At 66.8% G+C, this 15,722-nt stretch carries 16 protein-coding genes; 5 read left to right on the top strand and 11 right to left on the bottom strand.

All coding sequences use genetic code 11. From position 1 onward, the window contains the following. Positions 1 to 5: 5 nt before the first annotated feature. From gspD to gspG, 9 genes are all read right to left on the bottom strand, one after another. Positions 6 to 2,282 carry a type II secretion system secretin GspD gene (gene gspD, locus WKW77_RS22765; protein ID WP_422823247.1) on the bottom strand — a complete coding sequence of 759 codons (2,277 nt, stop codon included), beginning with the start codon at positions 2,280 to 2,282 and terminating at the stop codon, positions 6 to 8. Beyond that, a complete protein-coding gene (gene gspN / locus WKW77_RS22760; RefSeq protein ID WP_340359146.1) occupies positions 2,279 to 3,082 on the bottom strand; it encodes a type II secretion system protein N in 804 nt (267 codons plus the stop codon). Before gspN ends, gspD begins: the two co-directional genes overlap by 4 nt. A 2-nt stretch (positions 3,083 to 3,084) precedes the next feature. Then, a complete protein-coding gene (gene gspM / locus WKW77_RS22755; RefSeq protein WP_340359145.1) occupies positions 3,085 to 3,639 on the bottom strand; it encodes a type II secretion system protein GspM in 555 nt (184 codons plus the stop codon). Continuing rightward, positions 3,636 to 4,838: a type II secretion system protein GspL gene (gene gspL / locus WKW77_RS22750; RefSeq protein WP_340359144.1), complete on the bottom strand. Its 1,203-nt coding sequence runs from the start codon at positions 4,836 to 4,838 to the stop codon at positions 3,636 to 3,638. Before gspL ends, gspM begins: the two co-directional genes overlap by 4 nt. A 137-nt stretch (positions 4,839 to 4,975) precedes the next feature. Beyond that, entirely contained in the window at positions 4,976 to 6,076 is a 1,101-nt protein-coding gene (gene gspK / locus WKW77_RS22745; RefSeq protein ID WP_340359143.1) for a type II secretion system minor pseudopilin GspK, read from the bottom strand. Beyond that, positions 6,073 to 6,720, bottom strand: a complete 648-nt coding sequence (locus WKW77_RS22740; RefSeq protein WP_340359142.1) for a PulJ/GspJ family protein — start codon at positions 6,718 to 6,720, stop codon at positions 6,073 to 6,075. Before WKW77_RS22740 ends, gspK begins: the two co-directional genes overlap by 4 nt. Next, a complete protein-coding gene (gspI, locus tag WKW77_RS22735) occupies positions 6,720 to 7,085 on the bottom strand; it encodes a type II secretion system minor pseudopilin GspI (RefSeq protein WP_340359141.1) in 366 nt (121 codons plus the stop codon). Before gspI ends, WKW77_RS22740 begins: the two co-directional genes overlap by 1 nt. After that, positions 7,082 to 7,585, bottom strand: a complete 504-nt coding sequence (locus WKW77_RS22730) for a pilus assembly FimT family protein (protein WP_340359140.1) — start codon at positions 7,583 to 7,585, stop codon at positions 7,082 to 7,084. The genes gspI and WKW77_RS22730 overlap by 4 nt, the downstream gene beginning before the upstream one ends. Further along, positions 7,560 to 8,000, bottom strand: a complete 441-nt coding sequence (gene gspG, locus WKW77_RS22725; RefSeq protein WP_340359139.1) for a type II secretion system major pseudopilin GspG — start codon at positions 7,998 to 8,000, stop codon at positions 7,560 to 7,562. Before gspG ends, WKW77_RS22730 begins: the two co-directional genes overlap by 26 nt. Before the next feature lie 108 nt (positions 8,001 to 8,108). Here gspG and WKW77_RS22720 point away from each other — a divergent pair, with 108 nt between their 5' ends. Next, entirely contained in the window at positions 8,109 to 8,729 is a 621-nt protein-coding gene (locus WKW77_RS22720) for a type II secretion system protein N (RefSeq protein ID WP_340359138.1), read from the top strand. Between the two features lie 10 nt (positions 8,730 to 8,739). On the opposite strand, the gene ilvA is transcribed toward WKW77_RS22720, so the two are convergent. Continuing rightward, positions 8,740 to 10,305, bottom strand: coding sequence for a threonine ammonia-lyase, biosynthetic (gene ilvA, locus WKW77_RS22715; RefSeq protein ID WP_340359137.1), 1,566 nt, complete (start codon positions 10,303 to 10,305; stop codon positions 8,740 to 8,742). Between the two features lie 261 nt (positions 10,306 to 10,566). Here ilvA and WKW77_RS22710 point away from each other — a divergent pair, with 261 nt between their 5' ends. Then, on the top strand, positions 10,567 to 11,016 hold the full coding sequence (locus tag WKW77_RS22710) for an OsmC family protein (RefSeq protein ID WP_340359136.1): 450 nt from the start codon (positions 10,567 to 10,569) through the stop codon (positions 11,014 to 11,016). Between the two features lie 32 nt (positions 11,017 to 11,048). On the opposite strand, the gene coq7 is transcribed toward WKW77_RS22710, so the two are convergent. Next, positions 11,049 to 11,678 (bottom strand): 2-polyprenyl-3-methyl-6-methoxy-1,4-benzoquinone monooxygenase, encoded by a 630-nt coding sequence (gene coq7 / locus WKW77_RS22705; RefSeq protein WP_340359135.1) that lies wholly within the window; start codon positions 11,676 to 11,678, stop codon positions 11,049 to 11,051. 282 nt (positions 11,679 to 11,960) lie between these two features. Here coq7 and WKW77_RS22700 point away from each other — a divergent pair, with 282 nt between their 5' ends. The 3 genes from WKW77_RS22700 (at position 11,961) to WKW77_RS22690 (ending at position 15,695) form a co-directional block, all read left to right on the top strand. After that, the gene (locus tag WKW77_RS22700; protein WP_340359205.1) at positions 11,961 to 13,277 is read left to right on the top strand and encodes a porin; all 1,317 of its coding nucleotides are present in this window, start codon (positions 11,961 to 11,963) and stop codon (positions 13,275 to 13,277) included. A gap of 184 nt (positions 13,278 to 13,461) precedes the next feature. Beyond that, the gene (locus WKW77_RS22695) at positions 13,462 to 14,442 is read left to right on the top strand and encodes an ABC transporter permease (protein ID WP_340359134.1); all 981 of its coding nucleotides are present in this window, start codon (positions 13,462 to 13,464) and stop codon (positions 14,440 to 14,442) included. Beyond that, complete coding sequence (locus WKW77_RS22690; RefSeq protein WP_340359133.1) at positions 14,442 to 15,695, top strand: M20 aminoacylase family protein; 1,254 nt, start codon at positions 14,442 to 14,444, stop codon at positions 15,693 to 15,695. Before WKW77_RS22695 ends, WKW77_RS22690 begins: the two co-directional genes overlap by 1 nt. Positions 15,696 to 15,722: the final 27 nt, after the last annotated feature.

Genomic DNA, 15,722 nt, shown 5'->3' with positions numbered 1-15,722 from the left:
CTTCGTTACGGCAGTTCGCGCGAGCTCGCTGGGTCGGACGTCGCCGGCAGGGCGCCCCTGAGCGGCGACGGTGCGAGCCGCGTCGACGTCGGCGTGGGCGGCGGAATGAGCACCGTCCCCTCGATCCCGCCGCTGCTACTGCTGCTGCTCGTCGGGCGAACCGGCACCGGCGGTATGACGCCGGACTCGGGCACGTTGTTGAGCATCACGTTGCCGCCTTCGGGCTGCACTTGCTGCTGGGCGCTTTGGATCATCTGGTAGCGGTCGTAGGCCAGGGCGTCGGTGGTGGCGCCGTCCCGAACCACGACGGGGCGCAGGAACATCATCAGGTTGACCTTCTCGCGTGAGCGGGTCTCGTTCTTGAAGAGATTCCCCAGCACCGGGATGTCGCCGGCGAGAGGAATCTTCTCCAGATTGTTGCTGTAGTTGTCCGACAGCAAGCCGCCGAGCATCACGAGGCCGCCGTCCTCGACCAGCACGCTCGATTCGATCGACCGCTTGTTGGTGGTCGGGCCGTTGAGCGCGTTCTCGGTGCCCGCCTGCACCGTCGACGTTTCCTGGAAGACGACCATCTTGATGGTGCCGTTTTCGTTGATCTGGGGGCGCACGCGCAAAGTGAGGCCGACGTCCTTGCGCTCGATGGTCTGGAACGGATTGACCGAGCCGTTCGAGGCGCCCGTGTTCGTGAACTGGCCGGTGACGAAGGGGACGTTCTGGCCGATCACGATTTTTGCCTCCTCGTTGTCGAGGGTCAGCAGATTCGGCTTCGACAGCAGGTTGCCTTCCTTGTTCTGGGCGAGGAAGTTGGCGATCGCATTGATCACGAAGCCGCTGGAGGTCTGGCGTCCGATGCCGATGTTCATGCCCGTGCCCAGCGTGGTCAGCGCCGACGTGGTGCCGCCCGCGAGCGCCGCGGTCAGCGCCAGGATGTTCGCGCCCGTCAGGCTGGAGTTGGTGCCGATCACGCCGCGGTTGCCGACCGCCGTTTGCCACTGGACGCCGAACTCGGCCGCCCGCGTGGCGCTGACCTCGATGATCAGGGCCTCGATCATGACCTGCGCGCGGCGGCCGTCGAGCTTGTCGATGACGGCGCGCAACTGGCGGTACTGGGGCTCGGCGGCGGTGATGATCAGCGAGTTCGTCGAGGGGTCGGCCTGGATCTGGCCGCCGGTCGATGGCTGGTTCGCGTTGTTCACCGGCGCGGTCGCCTGCGTCGAAGCCCCGGAGGTTCCCTGCGCCGCATTGAGCTGCGCCGCAGGCTGGTTCCCGCCGGTGACCGGGGTCACGCTGCTGGCGCCGGCGCTTCGATCGCCTCCCTGCGCGGCGATGGCCGCGCGCAGCGTCGCCGCGAGCTTCACCGCGTCGGCGTTCTTCAGATAGACCACGTACACATTGCCCGCGGCGCCGTTGCCGTTGTCCGTTGGGGGGCGGTCGAGCTTCTCGACCAGCGTGCGGACCAGTTGCGCCCTTGCCGGGTTGGCGGCGCGCAGGATCAGCGAGTTGCTGCGCGGCTCGGCCAGCAGCGTGGTCCGGAACGACGCGTCGGTAGTGCCCGGGGCGGCACCCGGCGCGCCGGCCGTACCCGAGCTGCCTTCGACGAGCCGGGTCACGAGCGGCGCCAGGTCCGTCGCGACCGAATGCTTGAGCTGAATCACCTCGATGTCCGATGCATTCGGCAAATCGAGCGAGGCGATGATGCGCGCCAGCCGGCGCATGTTCTCGGCGTAGTCGGTGATGATCAGCGAGTTGTTGCCAGGGTTCACGTTGATCGTGTTGTTCGGCGCGATCAGCGGGCGCAGCACCGGCAGCAGGTTGTTGGCCGACTCGTAGTTGAGCCGGAAGATCTGCGTGACGATCTGGTTGCCGCTCACGCTCGACGTGACGGGCGTGGCCGCGGACACCGTGGTGCTCTGCAGCTTGGCATCGGCCTCGGGCACGATCTTGTAAAGCCCCTCGGCCTGCACGACCGCGAAGCCCTGCAGCCGCAGCGCGGCGGCGAACTGGTTGAACGCCGCCTCCGGCAGGATCGCGCGATCGGTCTGCAGCGTCACGGTGCCCTTCACGCGCGGATCGACCACCACGTCGCGGCCGGTGACCACCGCCATCGTGCGGGCGACAGACTCGATCTCGGCGTTGGTGAAGTTCAGGGTGATCGGCTCGCCCCGCCGCGGAAGGTCTTGCGCGAAGGCCGACGGGATGCACGCGCCGACCAGCATCTGTGCGGCGAGCGCGATGGTGCCGATGCGCGCACCGTACGAAGTCTTGGGCTTCTTCATGATCATCCCAGTGTGATGAGCGAACGTGCGCCTTCGCGCCGCCCGATGATGTTCAACAGATTCGACAGTGCGTCTTCCCGTCCCGGCGCTGCGCTGGCCTCGCCGTCGAAGTGCAGCGCACTGCCGTTCCATCGGCCGCTGCCGCTGAGCTGCAGGCCGCTGCCTTCGCGGGTCGTCAGGAGCAGGCTCGGCGACGGGCCGCCTTCGAGGGCCACCCGGTAGCTGCCCATGGGCTTCAGGGTCGAGAGACTGGACGAAATGTCGGTCGCGTCGAGCACGGCGCGGCCCGCGAGTGCGAGTTGAGGGCCGTTCCAGCGCAGGCTGAAGGCCTGCATCGAGACGTCCATGGTGCCGTCGAGCTTGAGCGTGTTCCAGGGGGCGCCAAAGCCGGTCAGCAGCGCGGCGGGCCAGCGCGACTGACCGTCGCGCCATGCGAGTTCGAGCCCGCCCGGGCGAGGCCGTGCGCTGAACTCCAGCGGCTTCGCGGCGCAGCACGGGATGTCGAGCGCGGCGGTGACGCCGTCCCAGCGCGGGCGCAGCGTCCAGCCGAGCGTGCCCGGCAGCGAGATCGCCTCGGCGCCGCCCGCGCCGCTCGAGAACACGAGTCCCGCCGTGCCGGTCCAGACCGTCCCGCGTGCGTTGACCAGCTTCAGGTGACCGTTGCTCCACTGGGAGAGCCCGGCCGCCAGCCAGCGCGCCGGTGCGAAGAAAGCGAGGGCGAACGCGACCCCGACCAGCCCGCCGAGCGCCGCCCAGCGCCAGCCGGAGGCGCCGTCGAAGTTGGGGGCGAGGCGTCGTGCGGCCATGGTCAGCGAGCCGGCAGGCTCATGACGAGGGTGCCATCCCAGCGCGAGCCCGAAGGCTCGGCGCCCCCGGAACCCGTGGTGCCCGGCGGCTTGCCGCCCTGCTGCGTGTTGCGCGTCAGGTGGACCTCGCGCGGCACCGCGCGTGCATTGCTGCGCACCTGCGCAAACCATTGCGCCAGCGTTTCGGCCGATGCGCCGCGCACCGCGATGGTCGCGCCTTCGCCGACGCCGGCGGATTGCAACTGCCCGGCGCCGCGCAGGTCCTCGCGCACCGAGGTTTCGAGACTGCGCATGGCGTCGTCGCGGCTTGCGCGCGGTTGCGATTGCAGGGCCTTGGCCTGCTTCTGCAGGTTCGTCATGTTCTGCAGTTGCGCGTCGAGCTGCGCGTGTTCGGCAGGGGCGGAAGACAGCGTGCGCAGTGCCGGCGCGAGACCGATCCACCAGAACAGGGCGACCGCCACGAACACGCCGGCGGCGATGACCAGCCGCTGTTCGCGCGCGCCGAGCTCAGGCCACCAAGCCTGCCAGCGGGCTTCGAGGGTCTGGGTCCACTTCATCGCGTTGCCTCCGCCTGCACGAGCAGGAGATCACCCTCGCTGCGCGCGCTGTAGCCGCGCGAAGACAGTGCCGAGGTCACGCTGGCCAGCTCCGAAGGCTGCAAACCAAGGCCGCGCAGGCGAAGCTGCCCGCCGCTGAAATCGATGGCCGTCGGCACGCGCCCGCGCGGCAGGCTGGCTGAGAGCGCGCCCAGCATGGGTTCGAAGTCCGCGGCGGTGACGCCCCCAGTCGCCTGCTGCAGCGCCGCGACCTCGCGCGCCATCTGGACCGGCGCGTCGACCACGATCTGCACCGAGGGAAAGGTCTGCGTGAGCACGTTGCGCACCGCAGCGCGCTTGGCTTCGACCGCGCTGCGTTCCCTCCAGGCCCATGCGTTGAGACCGGCGAGCTGCGCCAGCACCAGCACCAGCGCACCCCAACGCGCCGCGCGCCACCGGCGGCCGCGCCAGAGTTCGCGCGAAATTGCCGCGAGCTTCTTGCTCGCGCGGGCGCGTCCGGTGGAGGCGAGGTCGAATTGCGCGAGGTCCCAGGGCGACGCACTGGCGCGCAGCCAACGTTCCGCCGGTTTGACGATCGGCACCCGCTGGCCGAGGACGCTTTCAGCCAGCTCGGAGACCGCGGGCTCGGCCAGCGCGCTGGTGCCGGGCGGAAGCGTGCCCGCCACTGCGAGGCCCGTGCTGTCGAAGGGCAGCGTCGCGACGCCGTCCGGACCGGTGATCACGCAGACCGCCGCATCGGGCTCGCCGATGACGAACAGCATCGAGGGACCATCGACGGGCGCAGGGGTGAATTCGGGAACGATGCGCGTGACACGGCGGCCGGCCGCCTCCAGCGCCTGGACGGCGCTGCGCAGCCAGGTCCGGTTGCATGCCGCCACCCAGATCGGGGCGCCCACGCTGGCGCCGGGCTCCAGCGCGAAATGCAGGGATTCGGGGTCGTCGAGAAGATGGTCCTCGAGCAGGCCGTTGAGCACGGAGCGCACGCGGGCCCCGCCGCTCATGCTGCCTTGCGGCAGCGTGACCCGATGCCAGGAAAGTGCCCCATTGGGCACCCCGAGCACTATTTCATCGCTCGACGGCAAGAGGGCCGCGGGCGCCGTCCCCTGGGCTTGCAGCTTGCGGCCGTCGCTGGACCAGTCCGCCCAGCCGTATTCGGCGGGCGCCGAACCGGATGTGAGAGGAATAGTTACAAGCAGCACGGATATAGAAGGAGAAAGAGGGTCGTCATTGTAGGGGCGGGACGACAATTTCCGCTACAAATTTGATAGCATCCCATACAGGAGCTGCGGGCGTTGCAAATATTCTTGACCCAATCAACGTCAGTTCAACTCAGCCGTCAGGATTTCGGCGGCAGGACCGTGGCTCCGGCGCCACGCTCCCGCCACACGATGCGGACATCGAGGTTGTCTCTCTGGAGCAGGGTTCGCTCCTCGACCCAGGCGTTGTCGAGTCGCAGGCGGGCCTGTACTTCGAAGTAGCTGGTGGCCACGCTGTACTGGTTCGTGTCGGTGAACTGCGTGGAGCTTTCCTGGACCAGCGCGCTGGCATCGGCCGGGCTTCGGAAATAGCTCCGGGCGCGGCGTTCGACCAGCCGCTTGGCGCTGGCCATGTCGAGCTTGGGCGCGCTCGCGTAGATCGCCTCGGCGCTGGCGGTGTTGAGGTTGAGCGGAGTTTTCACCGGAAGCACCGTGACGTACGGCTCGAGCGCCGCCGCGGTCGACGACGACAGGCCGAGCCAGACCAGCTGGTAGGTGTGCTGCGGCATCAGGGGCCCAGTGCCCGGGCTGTTGCTCGCGGCCGTGGTGCCGGTCGCGCCGGTCGTCGACGTCGTGGAAGTCGAGCCGGTCGAGGTGGTCGAAGTCGTTCCCGTTGTCGTGGTCGCGGTGCTGCCGGGTGTCGCGCTGCTGGTGCTCGTGGTCGCGGCCGGAGGCAACGCGCGCTGCAGGTTGCTGACCAGCACGTTGACCTCGCCAGCCGGCAGGTCCAGCAACTGGAAGAGCTTGGTGAAGGCGGTGACGGCCGATTCCACTGGCTTGCCGCCGTCGACCAGGTTCATCACGTTGAGCTTGGATTGCGCGTCGATGATCTGGCCTGAAAGAAAGGCATCCGGCAGCCCCTCGAGCGCGTCGCTGGAGATGTTCTTGTCGGCAGCCAGGAAACTCGACAGCTTCGCCTCGGCCAGCGGGACGGCCCACGGTTCGGCGAGATGGTCCGCGCCACCGGATGCGGAGCTGGCGCGCGCGTCTTCGCGCAGGATCAGCCGCGACCAGTCCAGCGCCCCGATCAGGATCCAGCCTGACTGCACGCGCGCCCGCTCTGCTCCTTCGACTTCCGTGGAGCGCCATTGTTGCCAGAGCGCGGCCGCCGCGAAGGTCGCGACCAGCGTCACGGTGAGCATGGCGGTCAACAGGGCCGCGCCGTGCTGGGTTCGCTTCATGATTTGGGCACCGTGACGGAAGGGCGCACCCAGTCGCGCGTGATCGTGCCTGACAGCGATGCGCCAGAGGGAATGCTGATGACCAGCCTGACCCCATCGGGCAAGGGCGTGCTGGCGCCGAGCGCCTCGGCGCTGACCGCGGGGCTCCAGGCGTCGTTGCGGAAGTAGTAGACGCGCCATTCGGCGACCGGCAGCAGGTCGACTTGGGCATCGCCGGCATCGGTGGAACTGCCCTGCGCCCATGCCGCTGCGCGATCCCATGCCTGCTGCCACTCGGGCTGGGTGGTGAAGCCCGGCGACTGCCAGCGGCGCCACCGCGTGCCGGTCGCCGGGTCCGTCAGCAGCGTCCAGGCCACGACATGGATGCGCGGCGTGTCGCCGTCGGTGCTTCGGCGGGTCATGCGCAGTACGCGGCCATCCCAGTCGATGGCACTGATCCGCGAAAGCGCCACCGTGGCATCGAGGTCGGCGCCCCATTGGGTCAGGGCGGTCTGCAGCGTGAGCACCGCATCCCCGCGCTCGCGGTTCACTGCCTGTGCGCGGGCCATGCCGTCGAGGCCGCGCCAGCTCATGATCGCGAGCATCGACATGACCGCGATCGCGACCAGCAGCTCGATGAGCGTGAAGCCGCGCGCGCGACGCATCAGTAGCGCCCCACGACGGTCGAGATTCTGAGCACCGGCGCCTGGTCCACATCCACGACCTGCACGTCCACGCGGCGGAAGTTGGGGTTCAGCGTGGCGGTGGTCGAGACGGTGACGCCGAATGTGGCTTCTGCCTGCACGCAGGTGGAGCCCGCGTCCCCGACTGCAGGCAACTGCTTGGCGAGCCGGGTCTTGATGAGCTCGTTCTCGGCGCAGATCTGGGCCAGCATCACATCGGACTGGCGCTGTGCATTGCGCGTGAGCGCCATGCTCGCCTGCGTGCCGGCAGCGAGCGCGATCGCGACGATGCCCAGCGCGACCAGCACCTCGATCAGCGTGAAGCCGACTTGGCGCACGCGCTTCATGGCGTCATCACCGTGAACGGTCGCAGGCCATCGGTGCCGACGATGAGGCTGCGATTGGGGAGCGTCTCGGATGTCAGCAGCACCTGTTGGGACGCGATGATCGGATCGGGCCCGAGCTGCAGCGCCGACACCGCCACCCGGCCCGCCGTCATCGGCTGGGCCGCGATGCCTTCGGTCAGCCACACGTTCGGCAGCGTGCCGACCGGCAGTCCGTCGAAGGCGAAGCTGCCGGGACCTTCGGGCGTCGGTCGCCAGCGCACGACGATGCCGCTTGCACGCGATTGCGCACGCGCCGATTCGAGCAGAGCCGCGAGCCTTTCCGCTTCTCGATCGAGCGCGGCCTGGGCGGAATCGCGCATCGCGAAGCTCACGCCCGCGGTGGCGACCGCGATGATCGCGATCACGACCAGCAGCTCGAGCAGCGTGAACCCGCGGCCCGCGCGGCGTGTCCGCTGGAAGGGTCGCCAGCCGCGCCTACTGCCAACTGCCGATGTCGGCATTCTTGCCCTCGCCGCCGGGCTGTCCGTCGGCGCCGAGCGAGAGTACGTCGACCTCGCCCTTGATGCCCGGATTCATGTACTGGTAGGGATGGCCCCAGGGGTCGTTGGGCAGCTTGTCGATATAGGGCTTCCAGTTGGGCGCCGCCGGACCCGCTGTCGGGCGGGCGACCAGTGCCTGCAGCCCTTGCTCCCCGGTCGGGTAACGCTGGTTGTCGAGCCGGTAGAGCTTGAGCGCCTGCATCAGGTTGTTGATGTCGGTCTTGGCCGCGGTCACGCGTGCGTCATCCGCGCGTTCGATGACGTTGGGAACGATCAGCGCGGCGAGCACGCCGATGATGACCAGCACCACCATCAGTTCGATCAGCGTGAAGCCGCGCTGCAGGGTGCGCGAAATGGAGCGGTAGGAAATGGGCATGGATTTGAGTGAGAACCCGGGGGGAGGGCGGCGCTCGCCGTGTTCGCTGAATGATAATCCGGCCTTATGTCTGTCCCTTACGCACCTGCCCGATGGCCTGCAGCCTCTGTGACAGCCGGTATCTGGGCACTTGCGGCGGCGAGCGCCGTGTTCTGGGGACTGAGATTGACGGCGCCTTCCGATGCAGTCGCGCCGCCTGCGGTCGTCAAGGCCCCGCTGGAGCCCGATCCGGCGGCTGTGGCTCAGATGCTGGGCGCGATCTCGAACCAGCCCGTGGCCGCCACGCCCGAGGCGGCAAGCCGCTTCGCATTGCTCGGCGTGGTCGCGGATGCGGACCAGCAGGGTGCGGCGCTCATCGCTGTCGATGGAAAGCCGGCGCGCCCGTTCAAGGTCGGTGCCAGGGTGGTTGACGGATTCGTGCTCCAGTCCGTGACGACGCGCGGGGCCGCGCTCGGTCCGAGCGCGGATGGCAAGGCGGCCTTGACGCTGCAGCTGCCGACGCGGCCTTTGGCGATACCGTCGCCATCGCGGCCGCTCCAGCCGCAGCAGCAGCCGGCTCTGGCGGCTCCGCCTCAGCCCGCGGCGGTGGCGCCGCAGCAGCCGGCTTTGGCGGCACCGCCGTCGCCGGCGGGCGCCCCGCCGGCGGGCACCGCCCCACCACCGCTGCCGCCGAATTTCCCTACGCCCGGGGTCGCTCCGGTGATGCCGCCTGCGGCCCAGCCGAGCTGAGCGCGACGGCTCAGGCCTGCAGGAACAGCCGGTACGCGGGGTTCTGGGTTTCCTCCACGAAGGGATAGCCCAGCGTCTGGAGGAATTCGTCGAACGCGGCGTTATCGCTCGCTGGAACCTGAAGTCCGACGAGGATGCGCCCGTAGTCGGCGCCTTGGTTCCGGTAGTGGAAGAGGCTGATGTTCCAGTTCGGCCGGAGCAGGCTCAGGAACTTCAGCAGAGCGCCGGGCCGCTCGGGGAACACGAAGCGCAGCAGTCGCTCGTCGTGCGCGAGCCCCGTGCGACCGCCCACGAGGTGGCGGATATGCTCCTTCGCGAGCTCGTCGTGCGTGAGGTCGATGGCGCCGAAGCCGTGCGCCCCGAAGATGTCCGCGATCGTCTTCGATTCGCCCCGCGTCGTGGTGGTCAGCCCGACGAAGACGTGCGCTTCCTTCGAGTCGCTGATGCGGTAGTTGAACTCGGTGACGTTCCGCGAAGCGCCGGGCAGCTGGCCGACCAGTTCGCAAAAGCGGCGAAAGCTCCCGCGCTCCTCGGGGATCGTGACTGCGAACAGTGCCTCGCGCTCCTCGCCGACCTCGGCGCGCTCGGCGACGAAACGCAGCCGATCGAAATTCATGTTGGCGCCGCACAGGATGGCGGCATAGGTTTCGCCGCGGGTGCCGCGTTCCTCGACGTACTGCTTGATCGCGGCGACCGCGAGTGCACCCGCGGGTTCGACGATGCTGCGGGTGTCGATGAAGATGTCCTTGATGGCGGCGCAGACGGCATCGGTATCGACGGCGATGTATTCATCGACCAGTCCCGATGCCAGCCGGAAGGTCTCCTCGCCGACCAGCTTGACGGCAGTGCCGTCGGAGAAGAGGCCCACGTCCGGGAGCGCCACGCGTTCTTTCGCGGCGACGGACTGGATCATGGCGTCCGAATCGTTCATCTGAACGCCGATCACCTTGATCTCCGGGCGCAGTGCCTTGATGTAGCTGGCCACGCCCGCGATGAGGCCGCCACCGCCGATCGCCACGAAGACCGCGTCGAGCGGCCCCTGGTGCTGGCGGAGGATCTCCATGGCGATCGTGCCTTGTCCCGCGATGACGTCCGGATCGTCGAAGGGATGGACGAAGGTCAGGCCATGCGTCTTCTGCTGCTCGAGGGCATAGACATAGGCGTCCGAGTAGCTGTCGCCATGCAGGTGCACCTCGCCCCCGAGCGCGCGCACGGCATCGATCTTCAATTGAGGCGTGGTGACCGGCATCACGACCACCGCGCGCGCACCGAGTTTTCTGGCGCCCAGCGCCACGCCCTGGGCATGATTGCCCGCCGAGGCGCAGATCACGCCGCTGGCGAGCTGCTCGGGGCTCAGGTGCGCCATCTTGTTGTAGGCGCCCCGGAGCTTGAAGCTGAAGACGGGCTGCTGGTCTTCGCGCTTGAGCAGCACGGTGTTGCCGAGCCGCGCGCTCAGCGCGCGCGCCGGCTCGAGCGCGGATTCGACGGCGACGTCATACACGCGCGCGGTCAGGATGCGTTTCAGGTAGTCGGCAGGGGTGAGCGGAGGGGCTGGCGGATTCGGGTTGCTGGACATAGGGCCGCGATCATAGGCCTCTCACCCGCGGGCGGCTGTGCCAAGAAAAAAGCCCCGGGCCTTGCGGCTCGGGGCTAAATCCACCAATTGGGAGGGTGGAGGAGACAACCGGTGCACACGGCTTCGTGTGCGATGAAATAAAGTATATCGACTGTTTGTTGCATTGCAACAAGCGAGTGATGCTTTTCGAACACAAATTCACGCCGCCGTATGAATTTTGTGATTCTGCGTGTGTTCGTGGACCCTTTGGAGTCAGTGAAGATGGAATGTACTGTCAGTTGGACCGGGAATTCCGGTGCGCGATCGGCGATGGGCTTCGTTGCCGAGACCGGGACCGGCCATGTCCTGATGATGGATGGCGCGCCCGACGCGGCAAAGCCCGAGAACGGCGGCCAGAACCTGGCGCCGCGCCCCATGGAGACGCTGCTTGCCGGCACGGGCGGATGCACGGCGTATGACGTCGTGCTGATCCTCAAGCGCGGCCGGCATCAGGTCGAGCGATGCAGCGTCAAGCTCACCAGCGAGCGTGCAGAGAAGGACCCCAAGGTCTTCACCAAGATCCACATGCACTTCACCGTGGCGGGCAAGGGCATTCCGGCAGCCGCGGTGGAGCGGGCCATCGCCTTGAGCCACGACACTTATTGTTCGGCCAGCGTGATGCTGGCGAAGACGGCCGAGATCACCACCAGTTTCGATCTGATCGACTTGTAAAGACAGCCCGGCCCTCGCGAGCCGTCGGGGCTTCAGATGCGGTGGGCGACGGTCGTCATCACCTTGGCCGCTGCGCGCATCAGGAACTTGGCCGGCGGCGGCAGCTCCTTGGCGCCTGCACTCCATGCCTGGCTGGCATGGCGCGCTTCATCGAACTTCATCTGGTCGATCACGGCCCGGGATGCCGTATCGCCGGCGGGCAATCGGTCCAGATGGCCGTCGAGATGGGCTTCCACCTGTCGCTCGGTCTCTGCGACGAATCCCAGGCTCAACGAATCGCCGAGCCGCCCGGCGACAAGACCGAGGCCGAACGCGCCGATGTACCAGACCGGATTCAGCACGGACGGGCGCGAACCGAGCTCGTCCAGCCGCTGTTGCGTCCATGCGAGATGATCGGTCTCCTCGCGCGCAGCATCGTTGAAATGCATGCGCAGCGCAGGATCCCGGGTCACCGCGGCCTGCGCGGTGTAGAGCGCCTGCGCGCAGACTTCTCCCACATGGTTCACGCGCATGAGCGCGCCCGCTTCGCGGCGTTCCGCATCAGTCAGCGCGCTGGGCGGCGTGTCCGGCGACGGTGTCGGCCGCGTCGCGTGCGGCGTTGCAAAAAGGGTGCGCAGTGCCGCGTCTGCCACCGACAGGATGGAGTCGAGCGATCGGTTCATCGGGCAATTGGAACCGATCTACAAAAAGACACAAATCCCGCGAAACACGTTCTGCACTGCGGTACGCCGCGCGTTCGAGATGCTTTGTTGCAGTCGTGCAACGAAACGTCGAGCGCAGCCGACATTTCGGGCGATTTGTTTTGCCCTTGCGGAGCTGCTCTGGTGCAATAGCGTCAACTTCCCAAAAGGAGGTTGGCCCGGGGTCCGGTGGGTGCACAGAAGTGCCAGTCACGGTGAGCCCTTCGCACCGGAGCCCTATGTTTAACCTTGGAGAAACTTGCAATGAAAAAATCTCTAGTCGCCCTGGCTGCTCTGGCTGTTGCCGGCGTTGCTTCGGCTCAGTCGTCCGTGACGCTGTTCGGCGTGGTCGACGCTGCTTTCAGTGGCTACTCGAACAAGTCGGAAAACATCTTCGGCCAAGAAGTCAAGGTCACGAAGAACCAACTGACGAACTCCGGCTACAACAGCAGCCGTCTTGGCTTCCGTGGCACGGAAGATCTGGGTGGCGGTCTGGCTGCTAGCTTCTGGCTCGAAGCCTCGCTGGGCAACGACGACGGCACGACTGGTGGCAATGTTTCGAACGTTGCTGGCACGAGCCGCACCGTGACTGGCCTCTTCAACCGCCGTTCGACCGTGAGCCTGTCGGGCGCATTCGGTGAAGTCCGCCTCGGCCGTGACTACGTCCCGACCTTCTGGAACGACACCGTGTTCGATCCGTTCGGCACCAACGGCGTTGGTACCAACCTGATCTCGACGGCCAACGGCTACGGTGCTGGTGCTCCGACCGGCTTCACGACCAACCAGATGTACGTCCGCGCCAGCAACTCGGTCGGCTACTTCCTGCCCCCGAACCTGGGTGGTTTCTATGGCCAAGTCATGTACGCTTTCAACGAAGCGACGAAGTACGACAACGCTGCTCTGACGCCTGACCTCGCTGACACGCAGCGCGCTGGCCGCTACATCGGTGGTCGTTTTGGCTATGCCAACGGCCCGCTGGATGTTGCTGCTGCCTACGGCGAAGCCACGAACACGGACAACTTCTTCGCTGGCACGACCGGCACGCTCCAGTCCTGGAACATCGGCGCTTCGTATGACCTCGGCGTCGTGAAGCTCTTCGGCGAGTACTCGTACGGCAAGAACAAGACCGATCGCTCGGCTGTCAACGCCTTCAACGCCTTCGGCTTCACCGATCCCAGCGCCAAGGGCTGGCTCATCGGCGCGACCGTTCCGGTCGGCCCTGGCCTGATCCGTGCGTCGTACTCGGGCGTCAAGTACAGCGACCTGCCGGTCCCCGCTGCTGCCATCGGCACGGTCAATCAGATCTTCGGTCTGAAGGATCCGAAGGCTGACAAGTTCGCTCTCGGCTACGTGCACAACCTGTCGAAGCGCACCGCCCTGTACGCGACCGTTGCCTACGTGAACAACAAGGACAACGATCTGTATGGTTCCGGTCTGTCGACCAGCGGTTCCTTCTACGCGCCGGCGACCACCGCCGCGACGGGTCTCAGCGCCAACAACGCTGCCGCTCAAGCTGCCATCGGTGCTACGCACCCGACCAGCTCGATCGGTTACGACATCGGTATCCGTCACGCTTTCTGATCTGACGCTGGCGTAAGCCAGCATCAATGGGAAGTTCTTGAAAGCCACTCGACGAAAGTCGAGTGGCTTTTTTCATTGCTGCCGTGACTGTCGTCGCGATGTGTGCCGGCGCACCACACTGGGGTACTCCTGCATGGGCATACACCTTGCTCCTGCTAGCATCGACGAACACTTCATCTGCTGAATGATCGCTTTCGTACTGCGTCGCCTGATTCAGGCCGTGATCGTCATGATCGCGGTTGCCTTCATCGCCTTTCTTCTTTTCCAGTACGTCGGTGATCCGGTGGTGTTTCTGCTCGGCCAGGATGCCAAGCCCGAGCAGATCCGTGAGCTGCGGGCTTCGCTGGGGCTCGATCAGCCCTTTTTCGTTCAGTTCTGGCATTTCCTCGTCAACGCGTCGCAGGGCGAGTTCGGTCTGAGCTTGCGGCAGGGCGCGAAGGTCTCGCGACTGATTGCAGAGCGCTTCCCGGCCACGCTCGAACTGGCGATGGTCGCTGCCGTTCTGGCGCTGGTCATCGGCGTGCCGATGGGGGTCTATGCCGCGTTGCGACGCGGCAGCTTCATGAGCCAGGTGTTCATGACGCTCTCGCTGCTCGGTGTCTCGCTGCCGCCCTTTCTGGTCGGCATCCTGCTGATCCTCGTTTTCGCGGTCTTGCTCGGGTGGCTCCCGAGCTTCGGACGTGGCGAGGTCGTTCGACTCGGCTGGTGGAGCACCGGACTGTTGCGCGCCGATGGGTGGACGCACATCGTGTTGCCGGCGGCAACGCTCGCGATCTTTCAGCTCACGCTGATCATGCGCCTCGTCCGGTCGGAGATGCTCGAAGTGCTCCGCACCGACTACATCAAGTTCGCTCGCGCGCGGGGGCTCACAGACCGCGCGATCCACTTCGGCCATGCACTGAAGAACACGCTGGTCCCTGTGATGACCATCACCGGGCTCCAGCTCGGCGGTCTCATCGCCTTCTCGATCATCACCGAGTCGGTCTTCCAGTGGCCTGGCATGGGACTGCTGTTCATCCAGGCAGTGACCTTCGCCGACATTCCGGTGATGGCCGCGTATCTTTGCCTCATCGCGCTGATCTTCGTCGTCATCAATCTCGTGGTCGATCTGCTCTACTTCGTCGTCGATCCACGCTTGCGTGTCGGCACTGCAGGAGGACACTGATGACCGCACCCCGTTTGCAAGCCTCCGGACGAGCGTTTGCGCATATCGCCCGCTTCTATCCCGAGATCACCGCGTTCCGGCGCGACCTGCATGCGCATCCCGAGCTCGGCTTCGAGGAGGTCTATACCGCCTCTCGCGTGACCGAGGCGCTCCGGGCGTGCGGCGTCGACGAGATCCACACGGCCATCGGCAAGACCGGCGTGGTCGGCGTGATCCGCGGGCGCTCCACCGACAGCGGCCGCATGATCGGCCTGCGCGCCGACATGGATGCGCTTCCCATGTGCGAAGACAACGACTTCGCCTGGCGCTCTGCCAAGAACGGCCTGATGCACGGCTGCGGGCACGATGGCCACACCGCCATGCTCGTCGGGGCTGCGCGCTACCTGGCAGAGACGCGCAACTTCGACGGCACCGCAGTGCTGATCTTCCAGCCCGGCGAGGAGGGCTTCGCCGGTGCGCGCGTGATGATCGAAGACGGCCTCTTCGATCGCTTCCCGGTGGATTCGGTCTACGCGATGCACAACTGGCCCGGGCTGCCGGCAGGCACCGTCGGCATCAACCGCGGCGCGATGATGGCTGCGGCGGACCGCATCACGATCGAAGTCACGGGCAAGGGAGGCCACGGTGCACATGCCTATCTCACCATCGACCCGGTGGTGGTTTCGGCGCACATCATCACCGCGGTTCAGAGCATCGTGTCGCGCAATGTGCGGCCGATCGATGCGGCGGTGGTCAGCATCTGCGCGGTGCAGGCCGGCGACCTCAGCGCGATGGCCGTGGTGCCGGGCAAGGCGACCCTCGTCGGGACGGTGCGCACCTTCAGCTCGCGCGTGCAGGAGCAGGTCGAGCGCCGTCTGGCCGAGCTGTGCTCCGCGGTCGCCGCCGGCTTCGGCGCGACCGCGCATGTGAAGTTCGAGCGCATCTATCCGGCCACCATCAACACCGCGCCCGAGGCGCAGTTCGCGGGCGACGTCGCGCAGTCGCTGGTCGGCGCGCACAACGTCGAGCGCAACATGGAGCCCAGCATGGGCGCCGAGGATTTCTCCTTCATGCTGCAGAAGAAGAAGGGCGCCTACCTGCGCATCGGCCAGGACGCGAAGGGCGGCGCCTTCCTGCACAACAGCCGCTACGACTTCAACGATGAAATCCTGCCACTCGGCGCCGCATTGCACGCGGGTCTGATCGAGCAGGGCATGCCGCTGGCCGCCGAGGCCGGCAGTTCACGAAGCAAGATGGCCCAGACGGCCGCTTGAGCCTTTCCAACCCAGAGGAGTGCTTCT

This window comes from Variovorax ureilyticus (assembly GCF_037889935.1).
Classification (GTDB): Bacteria; Pseudomonadota; Gammaproteobacteria; order Burkholderiales; family Burkholderiaceae_C; genus Variovorax; species Variovorax ureilyticus.
This window is presented reverse-complemented; position numbering and strand designations above follow the sequence as displayed.

Excerpts from the sequence above, each read along its gene's own strand:
- gspD (WP_422823247.1), bottom strand. The coding sequence starts at position 2,282 with ATGATCATGAAGAAGCCCAAGACTTCGTACGGTGCGCGCATCGGCACC.
- gspN (WP_340359146.1), bottom strand. The coding sequence starts at position 3,082 with ATGGCCGCACGACGCCTCGCCCCCAACTTCGACGGCGCCTCCGGCTGG.
- WKW77_RS22740 (WP_340359142.1), bottom strand. The coding sequence starts at position 6,720 with ATGCGTCGCGCGCGCGGCTTCACGCTCATCGAGCTGCTGGTCGCGATC.
- WKW77_RS22695 (WP_340359134.1), top strand. The coding sequence starts at position 13,462 with ATGATCGCTTTCGTACTGCGTCGCCTGATTCAGGCCGTGATCGTCATG.
- gspI (WP_340359141.1), bottom strand. The coding sequence starts at position 7,085 with ATGAAGCGCGTGCGCCAAGTCGGCTTCACGCTGATCGAGGTGCTGGTC.
- gspM (WP_340359145.1), bottom strand. The coding sequence starts at position 3,639 with ATGAAGTGGACCCAGACCCTCGAAGCCCGCTGGCAGGCTTGGTGGCCT.
- gspK (WP_340359143.1), bottom strand. The coding sequence starts at position 6,076 with ATGAAGCGAACCCAGCACGGCGCGGCCCTGTTGACCGCCATGCTCACC.
- ilvA (WP_340359137.1), bottom strand. The coding sequence starts at position 10,305 with ATGTCCAGCAACCCGAATCCGCCAGCCCCTCCGCTCACCCCTGCCGAC.
- WKW77_RS22710 (WP_340359136.1), top strand. The coding sequence starts at position 10,567 with ATGGAATGTACTGTCAGTTGGACCGGGAATTCCGGTGCGCGATCGGCG.
- WKW77_RS22690 (WP_340359133.1), top strand. The coding sequence starts at position 14,442 with ATGACCGCACCCCGTTTGCAAGCCTCCGGACGAGCGTTTGCGCATATC.
- coq7 (WP_340359135.1), bottom strand. The coding sequence starts at position 11,678 with ATGAACCGATCGCTCGACTCCATCCTGTCGGTGGCAGACGCGGCACTG.
- WKW77_RS22730 (WP_340359140.1), bottom strand. The coding sequence starts at position 7,585 with ATGCCGACATCGGCAGTTGGCAGTAGGCGCGGCTGGCGACCCTTCCAG.
- gspG (WP_340359139.1), bottom strand. The coding sequence starts at position 8,000 with ATGCCCATTTCCTACCGCTCCATTTCGCGCACCCTGCAGCGCGGCTTC.
- WKW77_RS22700 (WP_340359205.1), top strand. The coding sequence starts at position 11,961 with ATGAAAAAATCTCTAGTCGCCCTGGCTGCTCTGGCTGTTGCCGGCGTT.